Here is a 25,048-nt window from a genome sequence, read left to right as displayed (position 1 = left end):
GGGGTGGGGGTCAGCCCTTCCTGCGGTCCAGCAGCAGTACCGCGACATCGTCGGTCAGCTCGCCGCCGTTGAGGTCACGGACCTCCGTCATCGCGGCGTCCAGCAGTTCCTCGCCGGTGAGCCCGGCGGCCATCCGACGGCCGACCAGTGCGGCCATGCCTTCCTGGCCGAGCCGCTGCTTGCCCTCGCCGATGTGGCCCTCGATCAGGCCGTCGGTGTACATCATCAGGCTCCAGGAACCGCCGAGTTCGACCTGCCGGCGCGGCCAGCGGGCGTGCGGCAGCAGCCCCAGCGCGGGGCCGCCCGTCTCGTAGGGGAGCAGCCGGGGCGGCAGTCCCGCGCGGGCCAGCAGCGGCGCCGGGTGTCCTGCCAGGCACACCCCGGCGCGGCGGCCGTCCGGCGAGATGTCGACGGTGCACAGCGTCGCGAAGATCTCGTCGTCGGCGCGTTCGTGCTCCAGGACCTTCTGGAGGGTGGAGAGCAGTTCGTCGCCGCACAGGCCCGCGAAGGTCAACGCGCGCCAGGCGATGCGGAGTTCGACGCCGAGCGCGGCCTCGTCGGGGCCGTGGCCGCAGACGTCGCCGATCATGGCGTGCACGGTGCCGTCGGCGGTGCGCACGGTGTCGTAGAAGTCGCCGCCGAGCAGCGCGCGGCTGCGGCCCGGACGGTAGCGGGCCGCGAAGCGCAGGTCGGAGCCCTCCAGCAGCGGCGTGGGCAGCAGCCCGCGCTCCAAGCGGGCGTTCTCCTGGGCGCGCAGCCGCGATTCGGTCAGCTGGCGCTGCGCGAGGTCGGCGCGTTTGCGTTCGACGGCGTAGCGCACCGCGCGGCTGAGCACCGCGCCGTCCAGCTCGTCGCGGAAGAGGTAGTCCTGGGCGCCGACCCGTACCGCCTCGGCGGCCCGCTCGGCGTCCGTCTCCGGCGTCATCACCAGGACGGCGTGCGCGGGGGCCATCCGCAGGACGGCGCGCAGGGCGCCCAGTTCGTCGTCGGGGCCCGCGCCGTCCGCCGCCTCGTCCGCGGCGGCCCGGTCGGGGCCGTCGGGCGGTGCCAGGTCGAGCAGGATGCAGTGCACGTCGTCGGTGAGCAGCCGGGCCGCCTCGGTGAGGTTGCGGGCGGTGCGCAGCCGCAGCTTGCGGCCCGCCCAGTCCCACATGTCGGGAACGGTGCTGTTGGGGTCGTCCCCGATGAGGAGCAGGGTCAGGGCGTGGCCCGATCCGTTGTCCGCGGCCGGGGGCGTGGCCGGCTGCGCCACGTCGGGCGCAAGATCACGGCAGGCCGTGTCCGCCGCGGCCCACGGCCCGCCCAGCGCGCCCCGGTCCATGGCGTCCCCCGCCGCCGGTGCGCTCCACGCGCGTACGGCATCGGCGCAGGCGTCGTCCGCCGGCGCCGCCTGGTGCGGCAGCACGGCCGTCCGCTGGTGCGGTGCGGGTACGGGCATGGCTCTGCTTCCTTCCCTCCCCCCGAGGGTGCACAGGCGCGCCGACCGGCGCACCAGCGTGCCCGGTCGTGCGCCGCTCTGGTCATCGAGCGGGGCGCCGCCGGGCACTGAGAGTGCGACCATAGCGCCACTCCCCAGGGGGACGGAATGACCGACGGCAATCGGCCATCGTCATATGCCGCACCGCATAAGCCATTTGACCTGGGGCGGGCGGAAAGCGAATGACGAACATCACCCCGCCCGACCGCATTGCGCGACGGTCCGGCAACCCTCAGGTAAGGGCCATACGGCATCTCGGGCCCACCGGAGTTACGGATCGGCTCTTAAGCCTCGATCCGGTCATTTATCGGGCCGCACGACTCCCAGGATCGGCATCGAACCCGCGCCCGCGATCGTGACCTGCCGGCCGGGACGCGGGGCGTGCACGATGGCGCCGTCGCCGATGTACATCCCGACGTGACTGGCGTCGGAGAAGTAAATGATCAGGTCGCCGGGCCGCATGTCCTTCACGTCCACCCTGGGCAGTTGGCGCCACTGCTCCTGCGAGGTGCGCGGGATGGTGGTGCCGCCGGCCTGCCAGGCGCGCAGTGTCAGGCCCGAGCAGTCGAAGGTGTCGGGGCCCACGGCGCCCCACACGTAATCCTTGCCGATCTGCGACGTCGCGAAGGCGAGGGCTTTCTTTCCGGCCCCCGACGCCTTGTTGTTGATCTCCGCGAGTACGCCGGAGTCCAGCCATTTCTGCTGTTCGGCGACGGCCTGCGCGTCCTCCAGCTTTTTCAGCCGGTCCTTTTCCTTTGCGGCGAGCCGGGATTCCAGTTTCTTCGCCTCGCCGATCTTCTTCTTGATGTCCCGCTGCGCCTTTTCCTTCTTCGCGCGGTTCGCGTCGAGAAGCTCCCAGCGGTCCGTCGCCGCGTCGGCATAGCCCTGCAAGTCGGCCTTGAGGCGGGTGAGTTGGCCGATGACGCTCTTGGCCGCGTGCGCTCCCTTACGGGCCAGGGTCGCGTTGTCGAGAAATCCCTCGGGGTCGCCGTCCAGCATCAGGCGGGCCTCGGCCGGTATGCCGCCGCCGCGGTACTGCGCGCTGGCCAGTATCCCGGCCTGCCGCTTGAGCGCGGCCAGCTTCCGCTGGGTGCCGTCGATGGTCCGCGCGAGCTTGACGATCTCCTTCTGCTGGATCTCGACCTGCTCCTTGGCGCCGTTGTAGGCGTCGGTGGCCTGTTCGGCCTTGCGGTAGAGATCCTCGATCTTCCGGTGGACCTCTTCGAGCCGCCGGTCGGCCGCGGCGTCCTTCGCCCCGTCCTTCGCGGCGTCCTTCGCCCCGTCCACAGCCGACCCCGACCGGCTCGCCGTACGGCCGCCGCCCGGCCCGTCGGCCGCCGCACCCGCGCTCGCATACGCCGCGGGCGCCATGCCGCCGAGCAGTCCGGTGGCGCACAGCACCACGGCCGTACCGACCGCGACCCTGCCCGCCGTGCCCCGCATGTCCCGTCCGCCCCGTACGACCTTGTCCGCCCCCTGGATCCCCACCCGTTACCTCCGGTCGGTCCGCGTCGATTCGCGCCGTTGCTTCCGGCGCGGATGCTGCCATACCGATCGGTAATTCAACAGAGTGACGGAGCGATTCCCCTTGCGGGCCCGCCGATGCGCGCCTCTACCTGACACCCTCAGCTGACGGCCGAGGTTCACCCTGCGTTCACTCTCCTCCATCGGCCGCTTCACTTGATCTGCTTAATTTCAGCCTTACCGAGTGCGCGTCACGGCCGTCACGGAAGGCGTCACCCGGCCAACTCGGCTCAGCACACTCCTGACCCACCCCGCACGCCGACGAAGCGGCGCGCCCCAGGAAGGAACTCTCGACAGTGAAGCTTCAGCGCAAGAACCGGGTTCGCGCCCTCGCCGTTGGCGCTCTCGCCGTCTCCGGTGCCCTGGCCCTGACCGCGTGCGGCTCCGACGACACCAGCGCGTCCGGTGGCACCGGCACCTCCGCCGCCCCCGCCGGCATCAAGTGCGAGGGCAAGGGCAAGCTGCGCGCCTCCGGCTCGTCGGCGCAGAAGAACGCCATGGACGTCTGGGTGCAGAACTACGCGGGCGCCTGCAAGGACACCGAGATCAACTACCAGCCGACCGGATCCGGCGCCGGCATCACCACCTTCCTCCAGGGCCAGACGGCCTTCGCCGGATCCGACTCGGCGCTCAAGCCCGAAGAGGTCGCCAAGTCGCAGAAGATCTGCAAGGGCGGCCAGGCGATCAACCTCCCGATGGTCGGCGGCCCGATCGCGGTCGGCTACAACGTCCCCGGCGTGGACAACCTCGTCCTCGACGCCCCGACCCTCGCCAAGATCTTCGACTCGCAGATCACCAACTGGAACGACGCGGCGATCAAGAAGCTGAACCCGGGCGCCTCGCTGCCCGACCTCAAGATCCAGGCGTTCCACCGCTCCGACGACTCGGGCACCACCGACAACTTCACCAAGTACCTCAAGGGCGCGGCCCCGGACGCCTGGAAGCACGAGCCCGCGAAGACCTGGGAGGGCAAGGGCGGCCAGGCGGCCTCCGGCTCGGCCGGCGTCTCCTCGCAGGTCAAGCAGACCAGTGGCGCGATCTCCTACTTCGAGCTGTCGTACGCGACGGCCGGCAAGATCCCCACGGTCAAGATCAACACTGGCGCCAAGGCCCCGGTCGACGCCACCGTCGACAACGCCTCCAAGGCCATCGCCGAGGCCAAGCAGATCGGCAAGGGCGACGACCTCGCCCTCCAGCTCAACTACGCCACCAAGGCCGAGGGCGCCTACCCGATCACCCTGGTGACGTACGAGATCGCCTGTGACAAGGGCAACAAGGCCGCCACCCTGCCGGCCACCAAGTCCTTCCTCACCTACATCGCGGGCAAGGACGGCCAGGCCGCGCTCAAGGACCTGGGCTACGCGCCGCTGCCCACCGAGATCGCCGACAAGGTCCGCAAGACCGTCGCGACGCTCGCCTGACGAACCGGGCGGCGGCCCCCGGGCCGCCGCCCTTCCGGTGCACCGCCGCGCCAGGAGCCCACCGGCTCCGCAGACCGGAGAAACCATGAACCCTCAAGCGCCTTCGTCACCCGACGCCCCGCCGCTGCCACCCCCGCCGGCCGCCGAACCCTCCGCGATCTCCGGCAGGGCCGTACGCCCCGGTGACCGGATCTTCCTCGGGCTCTCCCGCGGATCCGGCATCACCCTCCTGGTGGTCATGGCGGCGATAGCGGCGTTCCTGACCTACCGCTCCGTCCTCGCGATATCCGGCGACCACGCCAACTTCTTCACCACGCTCGACTGGAACGCCACCGGCGCCGAGCCGAAGTTCGGCATCGCGGTCCTGGCGTTCGGCACCGTCGTCAGCGCCGTGCTCGCGATGGTCATCGCGGTTCCGGTCGCCGTCGGCATCGCGCTGTTCATCTCGCACTACGCCCCGCGCAAGCTGGCCTCCCCGCTCGGCTACGTCATCGACCTGCTCGCCGCGGTGCCCAGCATCATCTACGGCCTGTGGGGCGCGCTGTTCCTCGTCCCGCACCTGACCGGCCTCTACAGCTGGCTGGACGACTACCTCGGCTGGACCGGCATCTTCAGCTACAGCGACGGCGCCGCCCGCTCGCTGTTCACCGTCGGCATCCTGCTCGCGATCATGATTCTGCCGATCGTGACCAGCGTCAGCCGCGAGGTCTTCCTCCAGGCGCCGAAGATGCACGAGGAGGCCGCGCTGGCGCTCGGCGCCACCCGCTGGGAAGTCATCCGGATGTCGGTGCTCCCCTTCGGCCGCTCCGGCGTCATCAGCGCCTCGATGCTCGGCCTGGGCCGCGCGCTCGGCGAGACGATGGCCGTCGCCACGGTCCTCTCGCCCAGCTTCCTGATCAACACCAGCCTGCTCGACCCGGGCGGCGGCACCTTCGCGCAGAACATCGCCGCCAAGTTCAGCGAGGCCGACACCTTCGGCCAGGACGCGCTGATCGCCTCCGGCCTCGTCCTCTTCGTGATCACGCTGCTGGTCAACGGCGCGGCCCGCCTGATCATCGCCCGGCGCAAGGAGTACTCGTGATGACCGACGTCATGACGGACCGGCGACCGCTCGCCGGACAGCCCGGCGCCCCGCTGCCGGTCTCCCTCAAGCAGGCCAGGCTCCCCCGCTGGAGCCCGCCGGTCATCGCGCTGGCCTCGGTCGCGGTCGCGGTCGGCATCGGCCTGGTGGCCGGCCTGGAGAGCCGGATCCAGTGGGGCCTGATCGCCGCCCTGCTCTTCATCGCCGGCACCTACGCGCTGGCCACCGCCGTCGAAGGCCGCAGGCAGGCCAAGGACCGGCTGGCCACCAGCCTGGTCTGGATCGCGTTCCTGCTGGCCGTGGTCCCGCTGGCCTCCCTGCTGTGGGAGACCGTCGCGCGCGGCACCAAGGTCCTCACCCCCTACTTCCTGTCGCACTCGATGGGCACCGTCCCTGACGCGCTGCCCGGCGGCGGCATCTACCACGCGATCATCGGCACCCTGGAGCAGGTCGGCCTGGCCACCCTGATCGCGGCGCCGCTCGGCCTGTTCACCGCGATCTACCTCGTCGAGTACGGCCGCGGCAAGCTCGCCAAGGCCGTCACCTTCTTCGTCGACGTGATGACCGGCATCCCGTCCATCGTGGCCGGTCTGTTCGTGCTCTCCGTCTGGATCCTGATCCTCGGCTTCGGCCCGTCCGGGTTCGCCGGTTCGATGGCGCTGGCAATCCTGATGATGCCGGTCGTGGTCCGCTCCACCGAAGAGATGCTCAAGCTGGTGCCCAACGAGCTGCGCGAGGCGTCGCTGGCCCTCGGCGTCCCGAAGTGGCGCACCATCCTCAAGGTCGTCCTGCCGACGTCGATCGGCGGGATCACCACCGGCGTGATGCTGGCCGTCGCCCGCATCGCCGGCGAGACCGCACCCGTGATGCTGCTGGTCTGGGGCGCGAAGACGATCAACAACAACCCCTTCGAAGACGCCCAGCAGTCCCTGCCGCTCTACGTCTTCCAGCAGTGGCAGCAGGGCTCCGACGCCTCGTACGACCGCGCATGGGCGGCGGCGCTGGTCCTCATCGCCTTCGTGATGGTCCTCAACCTGGTGGCCCGCGGCATCGCCCGCTGGAAGGCCCCCTCAACCGGCCGCTGACCGCAGCGCAACGAAAGAAGCAGTGATCTCCATGGCCAAGCGAATCGACGTCAGCGGCCTTTCCGCCTACTACGGCAGCCACAAGGCCATCGACGACATCTCCATGAGCGTCGAGCCCCGCTCGGTGACCGCCTTCATCGGCCCGTCCGGCTGCGGCAAGTCGACCTTCCTGCGCACCCTGAACCGCATGCACGAGGTCACCCCCGGCGGCCGTGTCGAGGGCAAGGTGCTGCTGGACGACGAGAACCTCTACGGCTCCGGTGTCGACCCGGTGGCGGTCCGCCGCACCGTCGGCATGGTCTTCCAGCGTCCGAACCCGTTCCCCACGATGTCGATCTTCGACAACGTCGCGGCGGGGCTGCGGCTCAACGGCACCGCCAAGAAGAGCGACCTCAAGGACATCGTCGAGAAGTCCCTCAAGGGCGCCAACCTCTGGAACGAGGTCAAGGACCGCCTGAACAAGCCGGGCTCCGGCCTCTCCGGCGGCCAGCAGCAGCGGCTGTGCATCGCCCGCGCCATCGCGGTCGAACCGCAGGTGCTGCTGATGGACGAGCCCTGCTCGGCGCTCGACCCGATCTCCACGCTCGCCGTCGAGGACCTGATCGGCGAGCTGAAGGAGCGCTTCACGATCGTCATCGTGACGCACAACATGCAGCAGGCGGCCCGGGTGTCGGACCGCACGGCGTTCTTCAACCTCGCCGCCGTCGGACAGCCCGGCAAGCTGGTCGAGATCGACGAGACCGAGCGGATCTTCTCCAACCCGTCGGTCCAGGCCACCGAGGACTACATCTCCGGACGCTTCGGCTGAGCCACCCGCCGGCCCTGGCCCGGCCCCGCACGTCCTGCGGTGCTGCATGGCGGTGCCACCGCAGGACGAAGGGCCCGCCCCACCTTCCCGGTGGGACGGGCCCTCTCCTTGAGCGAACGCGGCTCGCGCGGGGCAGGCCGCTAGCCGAACGCCAGCTGGACGACCCAGTACGCGAGCGCCGCGACCAGCGCCGCCGCCGGCATGGTGATGAACCAGCCCATCACGATGTTCTTGGCGACACCCCAGCGCACCGCGCGCGAACCCTTGGTCGAGCCCACGCCCATGATCGCGGAGGTGATGACATGCGTGGTGGAGATCGGCGCGTGGAACATGAACGACGCGGTGTACATGACCGAGGCGGCCGTGGTCTCCGCGGCGAAGCCCTGCGGCGGGTCCAGCTCGATGATCCGGCGGCCCAGGGTCCGCATGATGCGCCAGCCACCCGCGTACGTACCGAGCGACAGGGTGATCGCGCAGACCAGCTTGACCCAGATCGGGATCGCGTCGTTCGCGTCCTGGACATCGGCGATGACCAGCGCCATCACCACGATGCCCATCGTCTTCTGGGCGTCCTGGAGACCGTGCCCGAGCGCCATGCCCGCCGCCGAGACCGTCTGCGCTATGCGGAAACCGCGCTTCGCCTTGTGCGGGTTGGACCTGCGGAACAGCCACAGGATGACGACCATCACCAGATAGCCGAGCACCAGGCCGATGACCGGGGAGATGAACATCGGCAGGACGACCTTCTCGATCACCCCGGACCAGATCACCTCGGTGCCCCCCGCGAGCGCCGCGCCGACCATGCCGCCGAACAGTGCGTGCGAGGACGAGGATGGCAGTCCGAAGTACCAGGTGACGAGGTTCCAGACCACCGCGCCGACCAGCGCGGCGAACAGGATGCCCATCCCCTTGTCGCCCTCGGGAGTGGAGATCAGCCCTTCACTGACCGTCTTGGCGACCCCGCTGCCCAGGAAGGCACCTGCGAGGTTCATCACGGCAGCCATCGCCAGCGCCGCCCGCGGCGTCAGCGCGCGGGTCGAAACCGAGGTCGCGATGGCGTTCGCGGAGTCGTGGAAGCCGTTGGTATACGTGAAACCGAGCGCGACCGCGATGGTCACGATGAGCGCGAAGGTGTCCATGGCCGGGGCTCAGGACTCCTTTACCGCGATGGTCTCGACGGTGTTGGCCACATGCTCGAAGGCGTCGGCCGCCTCTTCCAGGATGTCCACGATCTGCTTGAGCTTGAGCACCTCGATGGCGTCGTACTTGCCGTTGAAGAGGTGGGCGAGCAGCTTGCGGTGGATCTGGTCGGCCTGGTTCTCCAGGCGGTTGACCTCGATCCAGTACTCGGTGAGGTTCGACATCGTCCGCAGATTCGGCATCGCCTCGGCGGTCAGCTCGGCCGCCCGCGCCAGCACCTCGATCTGCTGGTCGACGCCCTTGGGCAGCTCCTCGACCTTGTAGAGGACGACCAGGTCGACGGCCTCTTCCATGAAGTCCATGATGTCGTCGAGCGACGAGGCGAGGTTGTAGATGTCCTCGCGGTCGAACGGCGTGATGAAGGAGGAGTTCAGTTGGTGGAAGATCGCGTGGGTCGCGTCGTCACCTGCGTGCTCCGCCGCCCGCATCCTCTCGGCGATCTCTGCCCGCGCGGAGGCGTCCGCCCCGAGCAGTTCCATCAGGAGCTTCGAGCCCGTGACGATGTTGTCCGCAGAGGCAGCGAACATGTCGTAGAAGCTCGTCTCCCTGGGGGTCAGACGAAAGCGCACGTGAAATCCTCGGGGTGCATCGGATTCGGTCGAGTTGATGCTAGGCGCATCATCCAGCCACTGCTAACCAGCATTCCTTCAGTGTCGCCCATCGGGCAGCATGCTCTGCACGGGGTACCTCGGGTGCCCGCAAAATTCGGTACCATATACCCACCAGGGGTATATGAATCGCTGAGATACCACGGGAGACGGCCATGACGACCACGGACGCCGACACCAACGGCACCACCGCAGCCGCCGCGGCCGACCACAGCCCCGAGCCGAAAACCGCCCCCCAGGGCGACCCGAATGCCGTGACCGATCATGATCGCGGTATTCACGGCTACGCCCAGCAAAAAGAGGCCCACCTCAAGCGGTTGCGCCGTATCGAGGGCCAGATCCGCGGCCTCCAGCGCATGCTCGAAGAGGATGTCTACTGCATCGACATACTCACCCAGGTCTCGGCGAGCACGAAGGGCCTCCAGTCCTTCGGGCTCCAACTCCTGCAAGAGCATCTGCGGCACTGCGTCGCCGACGCCGCGGTGAAGGGCCCCGAGGCGATCGACGCCAAGGTCCAGGAGGCGACGAAGGCCATCGAGCGGATGCTGCGGACCTGACACCGTCCGCACGACCGGGCCCTCAGCCCAGGAATCCCGTGCCCCGACGGCCCGCGCGCCGCACCGGCCGCCACCCGTACGCCCCGCGTACGCCCCCCGCCGTCAACTCTGCCCCGCCGGCCATCCACCCTGCCGGGCCCGCCGCCCGCAGCAGCCCACGTCCAGCAGTTCGTCGATACGGTCCCGGCTCAGCCGGTCCTCGCTCGCGGCAGCCGCGGCGATCATCAACTCCCCGGCCAGGTCGATCTCGACGAGGGCTACGTGGTCCTGGACCCCCGCATTACGGGTCACGGCCATGGACTCCACCTCCTCCTTCGAGCGCCTGCTCATCTGCCGCCGTCCAGCGTAGGGAGGGATGCACACGCGGCGCATGGCACGGAAGGACCATTTCCGCCACCGGGCAAGGGCATCCGTCACCGGCCCACCAGGCCCCGGCGCCCGCACCGGAGTTGGCCCGCGGACGGCCGAAAAGCGACGGTCGAAAAGGGAATTGCGGACGCCCCGACGGCTACCGCCCGGTCGCCGCGATCTTCCCCGCGTAGATGTCACCCCGCTCGGGCAGCTCCACCACGGCTTTCCTCCCGAAATCACCGAGTTGAGTGGTGGACGTCACCGATGCCCCCTTCGCCGACCCATTGGCGAAGTGATAGCTCTGCCGCACCTTGCGCAGCCGTCCGGCCTCGTCCAGATACGCGTCGAACGGCACCCGGCGCGTGGTGAACCCTTTCTCCGCCGCCGTCAACGCGGGCTTCGTACGCGCCGACGCGACCCCCGCCGCCGCCCCGATGTCCGTCGTCCCGCTGTAGTGCCGCACCGCGACCCCGTCCAGCCGCTGAGCGCCCCGATACGTCACCTGCCCTGCGCCGCGCAGCAGTTCGGCGGCGGTCAGCGGATCGGTGGCGCCGCCGGTGACCAGGTTGCCGTCCGCCAGCGACGTGGAGTCGACCCGCACCCACTTGTCGGCCGGCACCCCCGCCCCGCGGTTCTTCATGTACAGCACGCCGGGCGCGATGATCTCCGTGACCGGCGGTCGCGGCCCGCCGCGCTCCCCCGCGGGATCGGGCAGCACCAGCTCCAACTCCCCCCTGCCCGCACGGAAGTCGTAGCCGCCGGTGCCGCGGATCGCGACGCGGGTGCCGCCGCTCACCGTCTCCATCGTCGACCTGATCCGCGCGCCGCCGGCCCGCAGCAGCGCGTCGGCGGTGCGCCGCACCTCATCGACGGCCGATCCGGTCGGCGGCAGATCGTCGGCGGCCACCCCGTCCGGTGAACAGCCCGCCGTCAGCGCACCCGCCAGAACCGCCCCGCACGCCACGGCCGCGAAGGCCGCCCCTCTGCCTCGCCTGCCCTGCACCACCATCGCGTACGAGCCCCTTCGGCCGCTGTGTCATGGGCGATCGGCCCGGGACGCCAGAGCCGGACCGCCCCGCTCCGGACGGTCGCGCGTGGTACCGACCGCCCCGTTCAACGACCGTTCGAAGGGCCCGTCACGCGGGCGTCACCCCAGGGCGCGTAGCGTGGCGGGGTGACCGACCGCGCCCCACAGCACCCACCGTCAGGCACCGCACCTGGCACCGCGCCCCGGCCCGTCCCCTGCCCCTCCCGCGCGCCGGACGACACCCGGGCCCCGGCGCAGCACCACACCTCCACCGCCGAACGCGGCTCCTTCATCCTGGCGAGCTGCACCTGCGGCTGGCGCGGTGCGGCCCGCCGGGCCCGCTCGCAGGCCCGCACGGACGCCGAACGCCATCTGACCGCCGAGGGATCGCCCCCCGCCTGAGCGGCTTTCCGGAACGAGTCCCTCCAGGCCGGGAACCCCCAACGCCCGTGCCGCATCTGGGTAAAGAGACGACAAGCCAGCAGACCGGGCGCCGACGGACTCGCACGCCCCCGGAGACCCGCCTCCGGGGACACCCGAGAGCGCCTCCCCAGAGCCTCGGCAGGGGAAGGCGTACCGCAGCGGCCACCCGGCGAGATGCCCCGTGACCGCCGGCCGGGCCGGTGGCCGGACGGCACGACAACAAGGGGGACATCCCAGTGAAGCGGCGCACACTCCTGCAAACCGGCGGCGGCCTCGCGGTAGCTTCGGTCGCCATGACCGGTTGCGACAGCACCAAGGGCACGGCGGGCGCTTCCCCCGCCGGTTCGGGCACGGCCGCAGGGGGTGCGGGCGCACTGAACACCAGCACCGCGTCCGGCGCCGCCCAGACCGCCAAGTCACCTGCCACCAAGGCGAGTTGGAGCGCACTGTCCAAGGACCTGGACGGCACGCTCATCCGCGCGTCCGACGCCGCGTACGCCACCGCCCGCCGCCTCTACAACACCCGCTACGACGGACTGAAGCCGTCCGCCGTCGCCTACGTCGAGCATCCGTCGGACATCGCCGCCTGCCTCGCCTTCGCCCGCCGCTACAACACCCCGGTCGCCATCCGCAGCGGCGGCCACTCCTACGCGGGCTACTCCAGCGGCAACGGCAAGCTCATCATCGACGTCTCCGCGCTCTCCAAGGTCTCCGCGCCGTCCGCCGGCACCACCCGGATAGGCGCCGGCGCCAAGCTCATCGACGTCTACCAGGGCCTGGGCGCGCACGGCGTCACCGTTCCCGGCGGCTCCTGCCCCACGGTCGCCATCTCGGGACTCACCCTCGGCGGCGGCCACGGCGTGACCTCCCGCGCCTACGGCCTGACCTGCGACAGCCTCGTCGGCGCCACCCTCGTCACCGCCGACGGCAAGACCGTCGACTGCGACAAGTCCCGCCACCCGGACCTCTTCTGGGCGCTGCGCGGCGCGGGCAACGGCAACTTCGGCGTGGTCACCGAACTCCGCTTCCGCACCCACCCGGCGCCGCGCTCCGTCATGGCGTACATGACCTGGCCGTGGGCCAAGGCGGCCAAGGTGCTGGGCTCCTGGCAGAAGTGGGGCCCGGTACAGGCCGACGAGATATGGTCCGCCTGCCATCTCGACGCGCGGCCGGGCGGCACCCCCGTCGTCGCCGTCGCCGCGTTCTCCCTCGGCAGCTACCGCGACCTGCAGAACGCCGTCGACAAGCTCGCCGACCAGCCGGGCGGCCCCGGTCCCGCCACCAGCGTGCACCTCACCCCCATCGACCACCTGGACGCGATGGAGGCGTACGCCGGCTGCTCGTCCAAGTCCGCCGCGCAGTGCCACATGCCGGGCGCGCTGCCCGGCCACACCGGCGCCGGCCAGCTGGGCCGCGAGACGTACGCGGCCCGCTCGCACTTCTTCGACCGCTCACTGTCGGCGTCCGGCATCCAGACCGTGCTGAGCCAGATCGAGAGCGCGGGCCACAAGGGCGTCAACGGCAACATCGCGCTGACCGCGCTGGGCGGCGCGATCAACCGCGTCGGCCGCACCGACACCGCGTTCGTGCACCGCGGTTCGCGGTTCCTCGCCCAGTACCTGGCGTCCTGGCCGGCCGGCGGCTCGTCCGGGAGCCGCACCGCCTGGCTCGACGCCTTCCACGGCGCGATGCGCCGTCACGCATCGGGCGCCGCCTACCAGAACTACACCGACGCGGCCCTCACCGACTGGAAATCCGCGTACTTCGGACCGGCCGCCGCCCGCCTGGACAAGGTCAAGCAGACCTACGACCCGCAGCGGCTCTTCAGCACGTTTCCGCAGGCACTGTGACGCATCACCCGGAATGCACCGGGAGGAACAGGAAGGCCCTCAACAAGCCACCGCCACACGCCTCCTGCTAGAATTCCGGGCTGCACATCACCATTCGCACGGCGAATGCAAGACACACGGGGAAATACATGCGTCCTGCCCGAATCATCACGACCCTGCTCACCGCCGGCGCCGTATCCGCGCTGGCCACCGTGCCCGCGTACGCAGTGAGCTACACGGCCCACCCGCACGTCATCAACCGCGGATACGCCACGTACAACAACTCGGCCAACACGCTCAAGGTGTGCGACACCGCGGCCGACGGATACAGCGTCGTGGCGGTTATCGAGGACGACTGGAACAGCAACGGATACATCATGAAAAAGGGAAAGGGAAAGTGCCAGACCTACCACCCGCTGAGCCGTCTGAACGACGGTAAGCGCTTCTCCCTCCAGCTGCGTCTGGCAAAGGGAAAGAAGCCCGTCAAGGGCAGCGACGGGGCGATTGTCTGGGGCACCCTGTAACCCTCTGAATAACTGTCGGAGAAACTCTCCGAAAAGGCGAAGGCCCGGCCCCCCGAAGGGACCGGGCCTTTCCGCTGCGGCCAACTGACCACCGCTCACGCGGCCAGGTCGCTGTCCCGCCCCTCGCGCCGCGGCAGCGCCGCCCCGGTGGCCATCGCCAGACCGCCGGGCACCTCATCGGGCTCCGCCACCCCGGCCTCGCGCCCGTCCGCCGTCTCCGGCACCCCGGGCGCCCGCACCAGCCGGCCGGCCCGCGACCGCCCGAGCCGGGCCATCAGCGGGACCAACAGCGCCTGCGCGGGCGGCGCGAGCAGCAGCGCGACGGCGGTGCCCAGCGCGAACCCGCCGATCACGTCCGTCGGGTAGTGCACCCCCATGTAGACGCGGCAGAACCCTTCCAGCAGCGCCAGGCCGATCCCGATCAGCCCGTACTTGCGGTGGGCGATGAACAGGCCGACGCCGACCGCCATCGTCAGCGTCGCGTGATCACTGACGAACGAGAAGTCGCTCTTGCCCGGGATCAGCACCGCCATCCCGGCGTGGTCCATGAACGGCCGCGGACGCTCGACGAACGCCCGGATCGGAATGTTGACCAGCAGCGCGAGACCGGCGGCCAGCGGCGCCCACACCAGACCGGCGACGGCGGCCGGCGCGCCGGGCCTGCGGCGCGCGGCCCACCAGGCGACCAGACACAGCACGGCGAGGCCGGCGATGATGCCGTATTCGCCGAGGTACTCCATCGCGCGGTTGACCCAGTGCGGGGCGTCCTTCGCGAGGCCGTTGATGCCGTCGAGTACGTCGACATCGGGGTTCGGCCCCTCGAATGCGAGTACAGCCATCTGCCATGGCCCCTTATCTTCCGCGCGCGTGAGCGCCGTGTGTCTGCCGCCAACCCCCGTGGTCGTCGAGCCTTGCCGCCATGTCACCGCGCCGAACGCGCGGGTCACGCCTGCTGTATCCCACGACAGGAAAACGCGCCTGCCGTCGCGGGCGTTCCACTCTCTACCGGATGATCACCAGCCTGTTATCCAAGCTTGACTCGTCACCGCAGTTCAGGGCCTTATGTTCACGCAGCGTTCGCGTTCGGCAGTGCTTTTGCGCCATCCGACGTGACGCGGGTCGCCCCCATGTAGTCCGGCGCATCGATCTTGTCGAACCGGATGACGGCACCGGTGTGCGGCGCGTTGATCATGTATCCACCCCCCACGTAGATCCCCACGTGGTGGATGGACCGCGGGTCCGTCAGATCGTTCGCGAAGAACACCAGGTCGCCGGGGAGCAGTTCGTCGCGCTTCGGGTGCGGCCCGGCGTTCCACTGGTCGTTCGCCACCCGCGGCAGCTCGACCCCGACCGTGCGGTACGCGGCCTGCGTCAGACCGGAGCAGTCGAACCGCCCGTTCTGCCCTGAGGTGCCCGTACCGCCCCAGAGATACGGCGTGCCGAGTTTCTCCTGCGCGTAGTAGATCGCGGACGCGGCCTGCTTCGACGGCGCGACCCGTCCCACCGGCGCCTCGAAGCTCTTCGCCAGCGTCGTGATCGTCTTCACGTAGTTCTGCGTCTCGCCGTACGGCGGCACGCCGTTGTACTGGATCACGCGGTACGCCCCCGCGTTGTACGCGGCGAGCATGTTGTGGGTGGCGTCACCCGGCGCGTCCTTCACGTACTTCGCCAGCTCGCAGTCGTACGAGGCCGCCGACGGAATGGCATCTTCCGGATCCCAGACGTCCTTCTTGCCGTCGCCGTTCCCGTCGATGCCGTGCGTCTGCCACGTCCCCGGGATGAACTGCGCGATGCCCTGCGCGGCGGCCGGGCTCTGCGCCTTGGGGTTCCAGCCGCTCTCCTGATAGAGCTGCGCCGCGAGCAGCGAAGGGCTGATGGCCGGGCACAGCGTGCCCCACTTCTGCACCAGCGACTGATACGCGGCCGGCACCGCGCCCTTGGCGAGTCCGGCCGCCCGGCCGCCCGCCGCGCTCACCATCCCCGCCGCGGCCGTGTACGTCCCGACCACGAGCAGCGCGACAAGACAGAGCATCAGCCCTGCCCCTATCCCACCGGCAATCCAGAATTTACGCACCCCTCAACCCTCCCCCATCCGGCCCCGGTTCACCGCCCTTTCCCCCGTACACCCGTGAGTTCCCGCCGCACAGCGGCGCACGGAACAGCGCAGGGGGCGCTCGCACAGTACCCACACCGGCCCGCCACCCGAAGCCCCGCACCGGAACCGGCCGCTCCGTACGCCGCCCCGCCAGGCCCCGTCGCGCGACCACCCCGCGGTGCGCGACACTGGGCTGACACCGAGGACGGGACACCATGGACCCCAACAACCAGAAGCAGCTCAACAAGCACCTGTGGTGGCGGGTCGCGTACTTTCTCTTCGCGATCCACCTCGTCGCGCTCCTCATGGTCTTCGCGATGTCCCACGCGCCCAAGTAGCGGCGACCCCCGCGCGGCGCGGGGTTTCGGACAGCCTCCCGGATCCCCCCGATGATCATTGCCCACGGTTACCGTACGTGATACACACAGTGAGACTAATAGGTCCGGTGGACAACGTGCGGGCCGATCCTCACGCCACCCCCACGGGATCCGCAAAAGAAAGCCGTCAAGTCGACATCCGATGGTGCCTTCGTCGGCGAAGATGGTCGGCGAAGATAGACACTGCCTCGCACCGTACGGCACGGGGCCACAACTACCCATAAGGGGCGGTGAGTTCACAAATGTTCATTGCGGCCGAAAAGGGCGACATCACCACCATCATCGGCGGAATCGCCCCGGACTGGGGCCCGTTCGGGAGCCTGGGCAACGAAGCCCGCGTGATGGTCGAGGTGATCATGGCGATCGCCATCCTGCTGTGCCTCGGCATCGCGATCTGGGGCGCCGCGAAACAGCGCATCGGCGCCACCGCGCTCCGCGACACCTTCAGCGCCGAACAGGGCAAGGGCCTGATCGTCGCCGGCCTCACCGGAGTCTTCATCATCGGCTCCCTGGGGACGCTCTTCACCATCGTCTACGGCATGGCGGTCTGACCGCACCCACGCGACCGCGCCGCACACCGGCTGCCGCGCGGTCCCGGGCGCACCCGTCCCGGCGCCGCCACCGTGCGCCCCCACCCGCCGCCCCTCCGCCGCCCCGATGCCTCCGTCCACCCCCCGACCGGCCCCACCTCCTCAGCCGAGGCCCCATGCTGACGCCTGCTCAACCCGGCCCGAACGAACCGCCCCCGCGTCCGAACACCGCCGCGACCAGCGGTCCGGTTGGGCTGCCCGCCGCGTGGGGACAGGTCGCTCCGGAGAGAAGTAGGCGACGGCCGACCCCCACGGACATGGAGCACGCGATGGGTACAAATGCCACGGAGTCCCCCATTCGCCTCTGCGGCCCGGCATCTGAGGACCCGTCACGGTGAGATGTACTCGTACCACCGCACCCACGCCGCCACCCACGCGGCTACGGTCATATGGGGGCGGCACAACTACGGCGGACACGGCAATGGCGGTTGAGGGGGCACGGGCGCGATGAGTATCGGCGATGACGGCGGCTACGGCGGCGGCGACTACAGCAGTCCCGCGGGCCAGACCCGCACCAGACTTCCGGACGGCGAGGGCGACACCTACGGCTCGGGGCGACGGCCACGGGGCGGCCTGTCGAGCCGTAATCTCGTCACGATCGTCGGCGTGGTGGTCCTGCTGATCGCCGCCATCGCCTTCGCCAACCGCAGCGGCGGCGCATCCGGCAGCCAGGACACCGCCGCCGACGCCCCGGGCCCGGCCGGCGCCCCCGCCGCCCGGTCCACCGCCCCCACCGGCACCAAACCGGTCGACGGCAAGAACGGCACCATCGCCGCCGGCTTCGCCAAGACGGCACAGGGCGCGCAGTCGGCGGCGGCGAACTACGCGGTGGCGCTGGGGTCGGCCGACATGTTCAAGCCCACCGCGCGGCACACGATCGTCAAGCAGGTCTTCGCGCCCGCCCAGGCCGCCGGCATGCAGAGCAAACTCGACGCGACGTACTCGACCGGCTTCCTCAAGAAGCTCGGCCTCGACGCGAACGGCAACGCCGCCAAGGGCATGACCTACATCTCCCGCACCGTCCCCGTCGGCACCAAGCTCGTCAAGCTCGACGGCGACACCGCCAACCTCGAAGTGTGGTGCACGGGCCTCTTCGGTACCGCGGGCGCGAAGTCGACGACCCCCGTGACGACCGACTGGTTCACCACGCACCTGCACCTGAAGTGGGCCGCCGGGGACTGGAAGGTCGAGGGCTTCTCCCGGGAGGACGGCCCCGCCCCGGTCAACGGCGACAACAAGACGTCCGGCGCAGACCAGATCACGGATGCGGTCAAGCAGTACGGAGGGTTCACCTATGCCCGGTAGCCGGCCAAGCCGCGCCCGCACCGTCACCGCCCTGCTGGTGGGCCTGCAGACCACGGTCTTCATGCTGGCCACCCGCGCGATGGCAGCGCCGGGCCCCACCCCGTCACCCGGCGCGAGCGACGACCCCTGCCAGCTCGTACCCGGCCAGGCCAAGGAGTTCTGCCAGTCCGGCGACAAAGCCGGCGCCGGCACCCCCAAAACCCCCAGCCTCACCGACAACAACCCCCTCGACCCCCTCTCCTCCCTCGCCCAGGGCTGCGCCAAGGCCGCCGCCTGGATCGTCGACAAGCTGGCCGACGCCGTGAAGTCGACGTCGCAGGTGGACTTCACCAACACCGCGTTCCTGCGCCAGTACGCCGTCGTGTTCGCCGCGTCGACGGTGCTCACGCTGGTGCTGTGGCTGCTCGCCGTCGCCAAGCGCGCGGTGCGCGGGGTGCGGCTCACGGAAGCGATCGGCGAGGCCGTCGGATTCCTCTGGCTGACCGTGCTCGCGTCCGCCTTCACGCCCCTGATCCTCTACACCGTCGTCTCGGCGACCGACGGCATCACCGAGATCATCGCGAAGGGCACAGGCGCGAAGACCGACACGTTCTTCGGCGCGTTCTCCGAGGCGCTGACCAAGGGCACCGACATCGGCGGCGGCCCGATCATGCTGATCGTCGTCTCGCTGGTGTCCGTGCTGGCCGCGGGCGTGCTCTGGCTCGAACTGGTGGTCAGGGCCGCGCTGCTGTACGTCGGCGCGCTGCTGGGCACCGTCGTGTACGCCGGGCTCGTCGACAAGAACATGTGGGGCCACGTCCGCCGCTGGGCCGGCATCATGATCGCGGTGATCATGGTGAAGCCGGTGATCGTGATCGTGCTGGGCATCGCCGGCGCGCTCTCCTCCGACGAGGGCCCCAACGCCTTCTCCGCCGTCGTGTCCGGCCTCGCGATCATCATCCTCGCGATCTTCGCCAGCGCGGTGATCTACCGCTTCGTCCCCGGCTTCGGCGACGACATGGTCTCCGCCCGTACGACCAAGGGCCGCGCCACCGACGGCAGCCAGGCCGCCGCGATGATCTCCTCACCCGCCGCGCTGGTGTCCCAGGGCATCAAGACCCACAGCACCCGCAAGTCGGGCGACGGCGGCGGCCAGGCCCAGGGCGGCGGCCAGTCGTCCGCGGGCGGCGTGGCGGGCGGCGTCGCGGCGCACAGCTCGCGCTCCGGCCGCGGCCCGGCGCCCGCCACCCCCGCACCCCGTACGAACCCCGGCCCGAGCGCCGGCGCCCACACCGGCAAGTCAGCAGGAGGTGATGGGCGTTGAGCACGCAGTCCCACCCGGTCGCGCCCCGTCGGACGTATCTGATCGGCCGCGCCCGGCCCAACGCCGTCGTCGGCAAGAACCGCGAGACCGGCGAGATCGCGCTGATCATCGCCGCCGCGTTCATCGGCATGGTGTGCGGACTGGCGATCGGCTCCCTGGCCCTGAAGATCGCGAGCCTCGTCGGCTTCCCCGTGCTCGGCCTGGCCGTCGTCTACGTCCCGTACAAGGGCCGGACGTTCTACAAGTGGTTCGAGATCAACCGCAGCTACCGCAGGACCGTACGGCGCGGCACCGCCTACCGCTCCGGCGCGGCCGAGGCCGGCGTCCGTCTCGACGGCCGCGAGGTCGAGATCGGCCCGCCCCCCGGCATCGGCCGCATCAACTGGCTCGCCGCCCCCTTCGGCCCCGACGAGATCGCCGTCCTGCTGCACGCCGACCGCCGTACGGTGACCGCCGCCATCGAGATCGAGGGCCCCGGCGTCGGCCTGCGCGACAGCGAAGACCAGGAAGCCCTCGTCGACCGCTTCGGGACGCTGCTCAAGCACGTGGCCAACGGCGACGGCTTCGTCACCCGCCTCCAGATGCTCGCCCGCACCCTGCCCGCCGACCCGGACGCACACGCCAAGGACGTCGCCCAGCGCGGCGACCAGTCAGCCCCCGCGTGGCTCCAGGAGTCCTACGAGCAGCTCCAGTCGATGGTCTCCACCTCGTCCGAGCAGCACCGCGCCTACCTCGTGGCCTGCATGCACTACGACCGCGAGCTCGCCGCCGAGGCCCACACCATGGCCCGCGCCGCCCGCGCGCAGCGCGGCGGCCCGGCGCGCGACAAGCTCGACCGCGACGCCGGCCTCGCCGTCGTCATGGCCCGCGAACTGACCGACATCTGCGCCCGCCTCGCCGAGGCCGACATCCGCGTCCGCCAGCCCCTGGGCCAGGCCCGCCTCGCCTCCCTCGTGCACTCCATGTACGACCCGGACCACCCCATCGACCACATCCAGGCGATGAGCAAGCGCAACGCCTGGCCGGCCGAGCTGGACGCGATGGAGCCGACCTACCTCCAGGCCAAGACCCGCGAATCGGCCACCCGCGCCCCCTGGTGCCACTCCACCGCCTGGATCAAGGAGTGGCCGCTGACCCCGGTGGGCGTCAACTTCCTGGCGCCCCTCCTGGTGCACACCCCGGACGTGATCCGCACGGTCGCCGTCTGCATGGACCTGGAGCCCACCGAGATCGCCATCGAGCGGATGCTGACGGAGAAGACCAACGACGACGCGGAAGCCAGCCGCGCGGCGAAGATGAACCGCGTCGTCGACCCCCGCGACGTCGCCCACCACGGACGCGTCGACCAGCGCGGCGAAGACCTCGCGTCCGGAGCCGCCGGAGTGAACATCGTCGGCTACCTCACCGTCTCCTCCCGCTCACCCGAGGCGCTCGCCCGCGACAAGCGCACCATCCGCGCCTCCGCCGGCAAGTCGTACCTCAAGCTGGAGTGGTGCGACCGCGAGCACCACCGCGCGTTCGTCAACACCCTGCCGTTCGCGACCGGGATCCGCCGCTAAAGCCGCTGGGAGGCGCGTACGTCATGGCCATGCTCGATCCGCTCGCAGCGCTCACCGACGCATTCACCAGCTTCCTGTTCGGGAAGGTGGAGACGACGCGGCTGCCCGTACGCACCTCCACAGGACAGGCCCAGGCCGTCTACCTGCCCACCGCGGCCCCCGGCCTCGGCGACTCCGGCGTCATCATCGGCCGCGAGGTCTACAGCGGCAAGGGCTACATCTACGACCCGTTCCAGCTGTACGGCCAGCAACTGCCCGCGCCCCACTGGCTGGTACTCGGCGAATCCGGCAACGGCAAGTCCGCGCTGGAGAAGACCTACGTCCTGCGCCAGCTCCGCTTCCGCGACCGCCAGGTCGTCGTCCTGGACGCCCAGGGCGAGGACGGCGTCGGCGAGTGGAACCTCATCGCCGAGGAACTGGGCATCACCCCCATCCGCCTCGACCCCACCGCCGCCCTCAACGGCGGCATCCGCCTCAACCCCCTCGACCCCTCGATCACCACCACCGGACAGCTCGCCCTGCTCCGCACGATCATCGAGGTCGCGATGGGCCACGGCCTGGACGAACGCTCCGGCTTCGCCCTCAAGGTCGCGCACGCCACGGTGCTCGGCGAGTTCGGCGCGGCAGCCGACGAACAGTCAGGATCCCCGCGGCAGCCGGTACTCACCGACATCGTCGAGCAGCTGCGGCACCCGGAGGCGGAAGCCGCCGAGGCGATGAACGTCGACATAGACGATGTCCGGGCCTGGGGCCTCGACGTGGCGCTCGTCCTCGACCGCCTCGTCGACGGTGACCTGCGCGGCATGTTCGACGGCCCGACCACCGCCGGCATCGACCTCGACGCCCCGCTGATCGTCTTCGACCTCTCGCACATCGACCGCAACTCCATCGCCATGCCGATCCTGATGGCCATCGTCGGCGTCTGGCTCGAACACACCTGGATCCGCCCCGACCGCAAGAAGCGCATCTTCCTGGTGGAAGAGGCATGGCACATCATCAACTCCCCCTTCGTCGCCCAGCTCTTCCAACGGCTGCTGAAGTTCGGCCGCCGCCTGGGCCTGTCCTTCGTCGCCGTCGTCCACCACCTCAGTGACGTCGTCGACGGCGCCGCCGCACGCGAAGCCGCCGCGATCCTCAAGATGGCCTCCACCCGCACCATCTACGCCCAGAAAGCCGACGAGGCACGCGCCACAGGACAGGTACTCGGCCTGCCCCGCTGGGCCGTCGAGATCATCCCGACCCTGACACCGGGCATCGCCGTCTGGGACGTCAACGGCAACGTCCAGGTCGTCAAACACCTCATCACGGAAGCCGAACGCCCGCTGGTCTACACCGACCGGGCGATGACCGAGGCATCCGCGATGTCCTCGTCCCTGGCCACCCCCACGGACGAGGCACGCGCCATCGAAGAAGCAGCGGACGCCGAAGCGGAGGAGCGCGCCGAAGCCCTGGCGATGGCACGTCAGATGCGGGACGAGTCGAGCGAGACGGTGGCGTGAGGCGCGGTTACGAGCAGGACCCCAGAGAAGCGAACGGGTACCCGGACGGCGGCCGGTACGCGCCCCGCAGCGGCGGCCGGGAACGCGGCGTCCCCGACTCCCTCCTCATCGGCCTGCTCGCCTTCCTCCTCGGCCTGACCCTGCTGGTCTGGACGGCCACCGGCCTGGCCGGCCTCTTCACCCACGGCGTCTGGCCGGACGGCGTCAGCTACTCAGGCACCCCCATGGCGCTGCGTCATCTCGTCGCCGCGCCCCACGACTTGGCCGCCGCCTGGCCGCAGACCCCCAAGCCCCAGCTCTCCGGCTACGGCCTCTTCTGGGGCATCCTGGTCGGCGAGCTGATGGTGCTGCTGGTCCTGACGATCTTCGCGATGGGGACGGTGACGCGGTACCGCGCGGTCCGGCGCACCCGCCGCGCCGCGGCCCGGCGCGCGGCCCTGGACACGGCCGACCGCGAAGCGGCCCGCAAGGCGGCAGCCCAGGACGCCGCTCCCGCCACGCCGCCCCACGGCCAGGAGACCGCCACCCCACCGCAGCCGACGGCCCCCGCACCGGCCCCGCCCGCCACCGACAGCGGCCCCGCCCTCCACAAGGACCCCACCACCCCCGCCGACCCCGTACCCGTCATTCCCCTCTCCGCGACCGCGCTCGCCGCCCTCTACCCGGACGACCCCGCGGCAGGACCGCTCCCCGAACAGCGCACCCCCGCACCCCCGGGCTCCCCGCTCGCCGGACCTGCCGTCCCCCGCGTCAGATTCGGCGCCGACCGCGCCGCGGCGACCACCGAGGCCCTGGCCACGATCACCGCCGCCGAGGGCCCGCTCATCGTCGCCACCACCGAACCCGCCCTCTGGTCCGAGACCAAGGACGCCCGCGCCAAACTCGGCCCGGTCCTGGCCTACGACCCGACGCACCGCCTCGACACCCCGGACCGCCTCCGCTGGTCACCCACCGACGGCTGCCAGGACATCGCCGTCGCCACCGCCCGCGCCGCCGCGCTGCTCACCCCCGTACGCCCGCCGAACACCCTGGACACCGCCGCCGTCGACGCCGCCCAGACCCTGCTGCGCTGCTGGCTGCACGCGGCGGAGGTGGACGGCCGCCCGTTCCGGCAGCTGCACCGCTGGGCACACGCCACCGGCGCCACCCAGGAGCCCGTACGGATCCTCCGGACCAACCCCCAGGCATCCGCGGGCCAGGCCGGCGAACTCGAATCGGTGCTGACCGCATACGCCGACCGCCGCGAGCAGGCGAAGGAGCTGGTCGGCCGCGCGCTGAGCGCCCTCGGCTCGATCCACATCCGGGACGCCTGCAATCCGCACCGACCGGATTCGCTCGTTCTCGAATCATTCATCGCCGAGGGGGGAACCCTCTACGTGGTGGGCGAGTCCCTGGAGGACCCGCGCACCGACCCGGGTGCGATGCCCCTGCTCACCGCACTCCTCTCGCACGTGGTCGAGCACGGCCGCCGCATGGCCGAACGGTCATCTGACGGTCGGCTCGACCCACCACTCACCCTGGTACTCGACGACATCGCCGCCCTGGCCCCGCTGCCCGCACTGCCCGACCTCCTCACGACGGGCCCGGACCGCGGTCTGCTGACCCTCGCGACGATGCGCTCCCAGGAACAGGCCCGCGCCCGCTGGCCCCGCGCCACCCTCCCGGCGTGACACCGGCCGACGGCAGGCCCTAACACCGCGTCAGCGCCATCTCCCGCTCGATGGCCGCCGCGTCCTTAGGATCGGTCATGGACCGCCCGGTTTCGACGAAGCCCAGCGCCCGGTAGAGCGCGGTGGCCGGCCCGTTCGCCGTGTGCACCCACAGCCGCACCCGGTCGACGGCCGGCTCCGACAGGCCCCACGACCAGCTGAGCGCCGCCTCGAACAGCTCCCGCGACAGCCCCGTCCCCCGGTGCTCGGGACGCACGTACACACCGACGATCCGGGCCTGCGGCACCTCGCCGTCCATCTCCCGCAGCACCACGACCATGCCGCCCCAACTGCCGTCGGGGCCTTCCCCGATGAGCGTCAGCGCCACCCCGCCGTCATCGCTCCGCTCGGCCCGCCGCTGCCAGAACTCGGGCGGCTGGGCCGCGGCTTCCTCGAACGTCTCGTGGAACGCCACCCGCGCCACCGGATCGGCCAGGGCCGCCAGCCGCAGCTCCTTGAACCGCTTCCACTCGTCCGCCTGTACCGGCCTGATCATGTACGCCATCGGCTCAGCATCGCAGCGCACGCACCCGCTGGCCAGTGAAATCGGGCCTGTCTTGTGGGTGTGCTGGGTCCGGAACGCAAAAAAGCTCCGGTTCCTGAACCAAAAGGTCCAGGAACCGGAGCTGAAAAATTGTTCGGCGGCGTCCTACTCTCCCACAGAGTCCCCTCTGCAGTACCATCGGCGCTGAAAGG

At 70.6% G+C, this 25,048-nt stretch carries 24 protein-coding genes; 15 read left to right on the top strand and 9 right to left on the bottom strand.

Going from position 1 to position 25,048, the window contains the following annotated elements:
* Positions 1–10: 10 nt before the first annotated feature.
* The gene (locus ACIBK8_RS30605) at positions 11–1,438 is read right to left on the bottom strand and encodes a PP2C family protein-serine/threonine phosphatase (protein ID WP_399045366.1); all 1,428 of its coding nucleotides are present in this window, start codon (positions 1,436–1,438) and stop codon (positions 11–13) included.
* Between the two features lie 339 nt (positions 1,439–1,777).
* Positions 1,778–2,965 carry an NlpC/P60 family protein gene (locus ACIBK8_RS30600; RefSeq protein ID WP_399045365.1) on the bottom strand — a complete coding sequence of 396 codons (1,188 nt, stop codon included), beginning with the start codon at positions 2,963–2,965 and terminating at the stop codon, positions 1,778–1,780.
* A 332-nt stretch (positions 2,966–3,297) separates the two neighbouring features.
* On the opposite strand from ACIBK8_RS30600, the gene pstS reads away from it, so the two are divergent.
* From pstS to pstB, 4 genes are all read left to right on the top strand, one after another.
* Complete coding sequence (gene pstS, locus ACIBK8_RS30595) at positions 3,298–4,422, top strand: phosphate ABC transporter substrate-binding protein PstS (protein WP_399045364.1); 1,125 nt, start codon at positions 3,298–3,300, stop codon at positions 4,420–4,422.
* 85 nt (positions 4,423–4,507) lie between these two features.
* On the top strand, positions 4,508–5,503 hold the full coding sequence (gene pstC, locus ACIBK8_RS30590; RefSeq protein WP_399045362.1) for a phosphate ABC transporter permease subunit PstC: 996 nt from the start codon (positions 4,508–4,510) through the stop codon (positions 5,501–5,503).
* On the top strand, positions 5,503–6,588 hold the full coding sequence (gene pstA, locus ACIBK8_RS30585) for a phosphate ABC transporter permease PstA (RefSeq protein WP_399045361.1): 1,086 nt from the start codon (positions 5,503–5,505) through the stop codon (positions 6,586–6,588). Before pstC ends, pstA begins: the two co-directional genes overlap by 1 nt.
* 31 nt (positions 6,589–6,619) lie before the next feature.
* Complete coding sequence (gene pstB, locus ACIBK8_RS30580; protein WP_399045359.1) at positions 6,620–7,396, top strand: phosphate ABC transporter ATP-binding protein PstB; 777 nt, start codon at positions 6,620–6,622, stop codon at positions 7,394–7,396.
* Positions 7,397–7,536: 140 nt separating this feature from the next.
* Here the strand turns inward: pstB and ACIBK8_RS30575 are convergent, their stop codons facing one another.
* A complete protein-coding gene (locus tag ACIBK8_RS30575) occupies positions 7,537–8,535 on the bottom strand; it encodes an anion permease (protein ID WP_399045357.1) in 999 nt (332 codons plus the stop codon).
* Between the two features lie 9 nt (positions 8,536–8,544).
* Positions 8,545–9,165 carry a DUF47 domain-containing protein gene (locus ACIBK8_RS30570; RefSeq protein ID WP_006603963.1) on the bottom strand — a complete coding sequence of 207 codons (621 nt, stop codon included), beginning with the start codon at positions 9,163–9,165 and terminating at the stop codon, positions 8,545–8,547.
* 194 nt (positions 9,166–9,359) lie between these two features.
* On the opposite strand from ACIBK8_RS30570, the gene ACIBK8_RS30565 reads away from it, so the two are divergent.
* On the top strand, positions 9,360–9,761 hold the full coding sequence (locus tag ACIBK8_RS30565; RefSeq protein WP_393689694.1) for a metal-sensitive transcriptional regulator: 402 nt from the start codon (positions 9,360–9,362) through the stop codon (positions 9,759–9,761).
* Between the two features lie 102 nt (positions 9,762–9,863).
* Here the strand turns inward: ACIBK8_RS30565 and ACIBK8_RS30560 are convergent, their stop codons facing one another.
* Both ACIBK8_RS30560 and ACIBK8_RS30555 read right to left on the bottom strand, forming a co-directional pair.
* Positions 9,864–10,091: a hypothetical protein gene (locus ACIBK8_RS30560; protein ID WP_399045354.1), complete on the bottom strand. Its 228-nt coding sequence runs from the start codon at positions 10,089–10,091 to the stop codon at positions 9,864–9,866.
* Positions 10,092–10,269: 178 nt separating this feature from the next.
* The gene (locus ACIBK8_RS30555) at positions 10,270–11,121 is read right to left on the bottom strand and encodes a hypothetical protein (RefSeq protein ID WP_399045353.1); all 852 of its coding nucleotides are present in this window, start codon (positions 11,119–11,121) and stop codon (positions 10,270–10,272) included.
* Between the two features lie 165 nt (positions 11,122–11,286).
* On the opposite strand from ACIBK8_RS30555, the gene ACIBK8_RS30550 reads away from it, so the two are divergent.
* The 3 genes from ACIBK8_RS30550 to ACIBK8_RS30540 all read left to right on the top strand — a co-directional run bounded on the left by ACIBK8_RS30550 (position 11,287) and on the right by ACIBK8_RS30540 (position 13,915).
* Positions 11,287–11,541 carry a hypothetical protein gene (locus ACIBK8_RS30550; protein WP_399045351.1) on the top strand — a complete coding sequence of 85 codons (255 nt, stop codon included), beginning with the start codon at positions 11,287–11,289 and terminating at the stop codon, positions 11,539–11,541.
* A 257-nt stretch (positions 11,542–11,798) separates the two neighbouring features.
* On the top strand, positions 11,799–13,412 hold the full coding sequence (locus ACIBK8_RS30545) for an FAD-binding oxidoreductase (protein WP_399045350.1): 1,614 nt from the start codon (positions 11,799–11,801) through the stop codon (positions 13,410–13,412).
* 128 nt (positions 13,413–13,540) lie between these two features.
* Positions 13,541–13,915: a hypothetical protein gene (locus ACIBK8_RS30540; protein ID WP_399045348.1), complete on the top strand. Its 375-nt coding sequence runs from the start codon at positions 13,541–13,543 to the stop codon at positions 13,913–13,915.
* A gap of 95 nt (positions 13,916–14,010) precedes the next feature.
* On the opposite strand, the gene ACIBK8_RS30535 is transcribed toward ACIBK8_RS30540, so the two are convergent.
* Together ACIBK8_RS30535 and ACIBK8_RS30530 are read right to left on the bottom strand one after the other, a co-directional pair.
* Positions 14,011–14,754: a phosphatase PAP2 family protein gene (locus ACIBK8_RS30535; protein WP_399045346.1), complete on the bottom strand. Its 744-nt coding sequence runs from the start codon at positions 14,752–14,754 to the stop codon at positions 14,011–14,013.
* Between the two features lie 227 nt (positions 14,755–14,981).
* Positions 14,982–15,947: an NlpC/P60 family protein gene (locus ACIBK8_RS30530; RefSeq protein ID WP_393689705.1), complete on the bottom strand. Its 966-nt coding sequence runs from the start codon at positions 15,945–15,947 to the stop codon at positions 14,982–14,984.
* 278 nt (positions 15,948–16,225) lie between these two features.
* Here ACIBK8_RS30530 and ACIBK8_RS30525 point away from each other — a divergent pair, with 278 nt between their 5' ends.
* The 7 genes from ACIBK8_RS30525 (at position 16,226) to ACIBK8_RS30495 (ending at position 24,313) form a co-directional block, all read left to right on the top strand.
* Positions 16,226–16,348, top strand: a complete 123-nt coding sequence (locus ACIBK8_RS30525; RefSeq protein WP_393689707.1) for a hypothetical protein — start codon at positions 16,226–16,228, stop codon at positions 16,346–16,348.
* Between the two features lie 281 nt (positions 16,349–16,629).
* Entirely contained in the window at positions 16,630–16,938 is a 309-nt protein-coding gene (locus ACIBK8_RS30520; RefSeq protein WP_393689708.1) for a hypothetical protein, read from the top strand.
* A 486-nt stretch (positions 16,939–17,424) separates the two neighbouring features.
* Positions 17,425–18,282: a hypothetical protein gene (locus ACIBK8_RS30515; RefSeq protein WP_399045344.1), complete on the top strand. Its 858-nt coding sequence runs from the start codon at positions 17,425–17,427 to the stop codon at positions 18,280–18,282.
* Entirely contained in the window at positions 18,272–19,585 is a 1,314-nt protein-coding gene (locus ACIBK8_RS30510) for a hypothetical protein (protein ID WP_399045343.1), read from the top strand. Before ACIBK8_RS30515 ends, ACIBK8_RS30510 begins: the two co-directional genes overlap by 11 nt.
* On the top strand, positions 19,582–21,144 hold the full coding sequence (locus ACIBK8_RS30505; RefSeq protein ID WP_399045342.1) for an SCO6880 family protein: 1,563 nt from the start codon (positions 19,582–19,584) through the stop codon (positions 21,142–21,144). The genes ACIBK8_RS30510 and ACIBK8_RS30505 overlap by 4 nt, the downstream gene beginning before the upstream one ends.
* Positions 21,145–21,173: 29 nt before the next feature.
* Entirely contained in the window at positions 21,174–22,643 is a 1,470-nt protein-coding gene (locus ACIBK8_RS30500; RefSeq protein ID WP_399045513.1) for an ATP-binding protein, read from the top strand.
* Positions 22,640–24,313: a type VI secretion protein gene (locus ACIBK8_RS30495; RefSeq protein ID WP_399045341.1), complete on the top strand. Its 1,674-nt coding sequence runs from the start codon at positions 22,640–22,642 to the stop codon at positions 24,311–24,313. The genes ACIBK8_RS30500 and ACIBK8_RS30495 overlap by 4 nt, the downstream gene beginning before the upstream one ends.
* A 19-nt stretch (positions 24,314–24,332) precedes the next feature.
* Here the strand turns inward: ACIBK8_RS30495 and ACIBK8_RS30490 are convergent, their stop codons facing one another.
* On the bottom strand, positions 24,333–24,857 hold the full coding sequence (locus ACIBK8_RS30490; RefSeq protein ID WP_399045339.1) for a GNAT family N-acetyltransferase: 525 nt from the start codon (positions 24,855–24,857) through the stop codon (positions 24,333–24,335).
* Positions 24,858–25,048: the final 191 nt, after the last annotated feature.

It is taken from the genome of Streptomyces sp. NPDC050161 (genome assembly GCF_044460025.1).
GTDB lineage: Bacteria > Actinomycetota > Actinomycetes > Streptomycetales > Streptomycetaceae > Streptomyces.
This window is presented reverse-complemented; position numbering and strand designations above follow the sequence as displayed.

What these genes read in the sequence shown, in the direction of transcription:
- ACIBK8_RS30515 (WP_399045344.1), top strand. Translation starts at nt 17,425, where the DNA reads ATGAGTATCGGCGATGACGGCGGCTACGGCGGCGGCGACTACAGCAGT.
- ACIBK8_RS30530 (WP_393689705.1), bottom strand. Translation starts at nt 15,947, where the DNA reads ATGCTCTGTCTTGTCGCGCTGCTCGTGGTCGGGACGTACACGGCCGCG.
- ACIBK8_RS30565 (WP_393689694.1), top strand. Translation starts at nt 9,360, where the DNA reads ATGACGACCACGGACGCCGACACCAACGGCACCACCGCAGCCGCCGCG.
- pstC (WP_399045362.1), top strand. Translation starts at nt 4,508, where the DNA reads ATGAACCCTCAAGCGCCTTCGTCACCCGACGCCCCGCCGCTGCCACCC.
- ACIBK8_RS30560 (WP_399045354.1), bottom strand. Translation starts at nt 10,091, where the DNA reads ATGAGCAGGCGCTCGAAGGAGGAGGTGGAGTCCATGGCCGTGACCCGT.
- ACIBK8_RS30520 (WP_393689708.1), top strand. Translation starts at nt 16,630, where the DNA reads ATGTTCATTGCGGCCGAAAAGGGCGACATCACCACCATCATCGGCGGA.
- pstB (WP_399045359.1), top strand. Translation starts at nt 6,620, where the DNA reads ATGGCCAAGCGAATCGACGTCAGCGGCCTTTCCGCCTACTACGGCAGC.
- ACIBK8_RS30605 (WP_399045366.1), bottom strand. Translation starts at nt 1,438, where the DNA reads ATGCCCGTACCCGCACCGCACCAGCGGACGGCCGTGCTGCCGCACCAG.
- ACIBK8_RS30525 (WP_393689707.1), top strand. Translation starts at nt 16,226, where the DNA reads ATGGACCCCAACAACCAGAAGCAGCTCAACAAGCACCTGTGGTGGCGG.
- ACIBK8_RS30500 (WP_399045513.1), top strand. Translation starts at nt 21,174, where the DNA reads ATGCTCGATCCGCTCGCAGCGCTCACCGACGCATTCACCAGCTTCCTG.
- ACIBK8_RS30555 (WP_399045353.1), bottom strand. Translation starts at nt 11,121, where the DNA reads ATGGTGGTGCAGGGCAGGCGAGGCAGAGGGGCGGCCTTCGCGGCCGTG.
- ACIBK8_RS30540 (WP_399045348.1), top strand. Translation starts at nt 13,541, where the DNA reads ATGCGTCCTGCCCGAATCATCACGACCCTGCTCACCGCCGGCGCCGTA.
- ACIBK8_RS30535 (WP_399045346.1), bottom strand. Translation starts at nt 14,754, where the DNA reads ATGGCTGTACTCGCATTCGAGGGGCCGAACCCCGATGTCGACGTACTC.
- pstA (WP_399045361.1), top strand. Translation starts at nt 5,503, where the DNA reads ATGACCGACGTCATGACGGACCGGCGACCGCTCGCCGGACAGCCCGGC.
- ACIBK8_RS30510 (WP_399045343.1), top strand. Translation starts at nt 18,272, where the DNA reads ATGCCCGGTAGCCGGCCAAGCCGCGCCCGCACCGTCACCGCCCTGCTG.
- ACIBK8_RS30490 (WP_399045339.1), bottom strand. Translation starts at nt 24,857, where the DNA reads ATGGCGTACATGATCAGGCCGGTACAGGCGGACGAGTGGAAGCGGTTC.
- ACIBK8_RS30575 (WP_399045357.1), bottom strand. Translation starts at nt 8,535, where the DNA reads ATGGACACCTTCGCGCTCATCGTGACCATCGCGGTCGCGCTCGGTTTC.